Below are 2596 nucleotides of genomic sequence, written 5' to 3'. Positions count from 1 at the left end.
CCCGGCCGCCGGTCAGCCACAGCGACAGGGCACAGGGCTGGCCGGCCGCGTGGAAGCTCCACGCGGCGACGCCGAATCCGGCGTCGTCGGTCGCGTAGCCGTTCGGCAGGGCGTCGACGCCTAGCTTCTCGGTGGTTATCGGCGGGTCCAGTTCCTCGTAGTACGTCTCGAAACTCCGGGCACCGTCGATTGGGCCGAGCACGTCGACGAAGCCGCGGAGGTGGGCAAACAGCGTCCCGTCGTCGATGACGGCGTCGGCGATGGACTCGTCGACCGTGTCGTACACCGCTGTCCCCTCGATGGGGCCGAAGGCGTCGTAGAAGGCGTCGTAACGGCGGCGCGACTCGACGTTCTCGAGGACGTTGCTGGCGACGTTGATACGCATATGGCGCTGTTCGTCGCCTGCGGGCTGGAGGACATCGGCGAGAAGCGCCGGTCGGCCTGCTTGCGCCGTCGCTCGATGGTCTCGGCGTCGGCGTCGGGACTCACACCGATCCGCGAGTAGTAGTCGACGGCGTCGGGGTTCGGTTCGCCCACGGCTGTTGTGTGTTTCTCACGCGCCGACGACAGTAAAACCATCCCTCTCGACGCGGACTGACTGGCGAGTCAGAGCGCCTACGGACGAAAAACCATTTAGGACCCGGGTGCCCAAATAGGGGTATGGTAGAAGGGTACTCGGTTGGGATCGACCTGGGGACGACCAACAGCGCGATCGCAGCCGTCACGGGGGACGAACCGGAGATCATTCCGAACAGCGACGGCGAGCGAACGACACCGTCGGTCGTGATGATCGACGACAACGACGAGACTGTGGTGGGACAGGCGGCCGCGAATCAGGCCGTCAGCAACCCCGACCGGACGGTCCAGCACATCAAGCGCCACATCGGCGACGAGGACTACGTCGTCGACATCGGCGACGAGGAGTACCGGCCCGAGCAGATCTCGGCGCTGATCCTCACGCGACTGCTCGCCGACGGCGAGTCTTACCTCGGCCGCGACGTCGACTCGGCAGTCATCACCGTCCCGGCGTACTTCGGCGACGCCGAACGACAGGCCACCCGCAGCGCCGGCGAGATCGCCGGTATCGACGTCGAACACGTGATGACCGAACCGACCGCGGCGTGTCTGGCCTACGGCCTGCAGGAGACCGCCCAGAGCGACGACGCCGAGAGCCACGACAAGCGCCACGTCTTCGTCTACGACCTCGGTGGGGGCACCTTCGACGCGACGCTGGTCGAGATCGACCTCGAACACAACCACATCGAGGTCCAGAACACCGACGGCGACCGCCAACTCGGCGGCGAGGACTGGACCCAGCGCATCGTCGACCACCTCGCCGACATCGCACAGGAGGAAGGCGGCGTCGACGTTGCCGGCGACCACGAGCAGGAACAGCGCCTCTACGACGCCGCCGTCCGGGCCAAACACGACCTCTCGAACCGCGAGCAGACCGAGATCACCGTCCCGTACCTCGGGCCGGACTACAACCTCGAGACGACGCTCACCCGTGAGGAGTTCCAGGACCTCACCGAGGACCTCCTCGACCGGACCGTCGACAACGTCGACGAACTGTTCGACCGCGCCGATATGGGCGTCGACGACGTCGACGAAGTGTTGCTCATCGGCGGCGCGACCCGGATGGCACAGGTCGCCGACACCGTCGAGGACTACTTCGGGACGGAGCCGCTGCGCTCGGTCAACCCCGACGAGGCCGTCGCGATGGGCGCGGCGACCCAGGCCGAACTGATGAGTTCCGGCGGCGACACCACCGCCGACGACGTCCTCCCCGGCGACGAGGACCTCCTGCTGGTCGACGTGACGCCCCAGCCAATCGGCATCGAACTCCACGACGGCACCTTCGCCGCCGTCGTCGATCAGGACGAGAAAGTGCCCATCGAGGAATCGGACGACCGCTTCACGACGGTCATGGACGACCAGACCGGCGTCCGCTTCCCCATCTATCAGGCACCGCCGAGGAGGCCGAGGACAACACCAAACTCGGCGAGATGGTCCTCTCGGGCATCCCCCAAGCGCCCGCCGGCGAACCGACCATCGAGATCGACTTCCAGGTCCAGTCCGACGGGACCTTAGAGGCCGCCGCGACCCATCTGGAGTCCGGCGAGTCCGTCGACACGACCATCGAATCGGGCGTCCGCCTCTCCGAGAAGGAGATCGAGCAGATGCAGGAGGCCCTGCCGACGCTGAAGACCGCGGGTGCGACGACGAAAGAAGCCTAAAAACCGCCACTTTTTCCCGCTCGGGTGCGCTCCGCGCACCACTCGCGGCAAAAACTTGGGGAAAAAGGCTGCGTCGCTCGGCTTCGCCTCGCGAGCAGTACGATGCTCGTACCGCTTCGCACAACGCTGCCGCTGAGAACGGTTCTACTCAAATACCCGCAACGACCGAGCCCCTCAGTTCGGGTCCGCTTCGGGGTTGTTCTGGCGACGGTAGCTTCCCGACCACTCTCCCACCAGGGTCGGCCTCCATCTCCTCGCCGGCTGATTCCGCACGGATCTGTTCGTAGAGGTCGTCTGAGACGCCTATCTGAGGCATCACTGATACTTCACCGTTAATCATCATAAACTTTTTCGTGACA

2 protein-coding genes and 1 pseudogene are annotated in these 2596 nt (G+C 65.6%); 1 reads left to right on the top strand and 2 read right to left on the bottom strand.

Annotated elements, in window-relative coordinates:
- Window positions 1-385 (bottom strand): hypothetical protein (locus GJ629_RS15405; RefSeq protein WP_157513801.1); only part of this gene is annotated, 385 nt, incomplete at its 3' end.
- A gap of 275 nt (window positions 386-660) precedes the next feature.
- Between GJ629_RS15405 and GJ629_RS15400 the strand changes: the two are divergent.
- Window positions 661-2237 (top strand): annotated as a pseudogene (locus tag GJ629_RS15400) (Hsp70 family protein).
- Between the two features lie 148 nt (window positions 2238-2385).
- Here the strand turns inward: GJ629_RS15400 and GJ629_RS15390 are convergent.
- Window positions 2386-2596 (bottom strand): hypothetical protein (locus tag GJ629_RS15390; RefSeq protein WP_231754675.1); only part of this gene is annotated, 211 nt, incomplete at its 5' end.

Source organism: Halapricum sp. CBA1109 (genome assembly GCF_009741825.1).
Taxonomy (GTDB): Archaea; Halobacteriota; Halobacteria; order Halobacteriales; family Haloarculaceae; genus Halapricum.
This window is presented reverse-complemented; position numbering and strand designations above follow the sequence as displayed.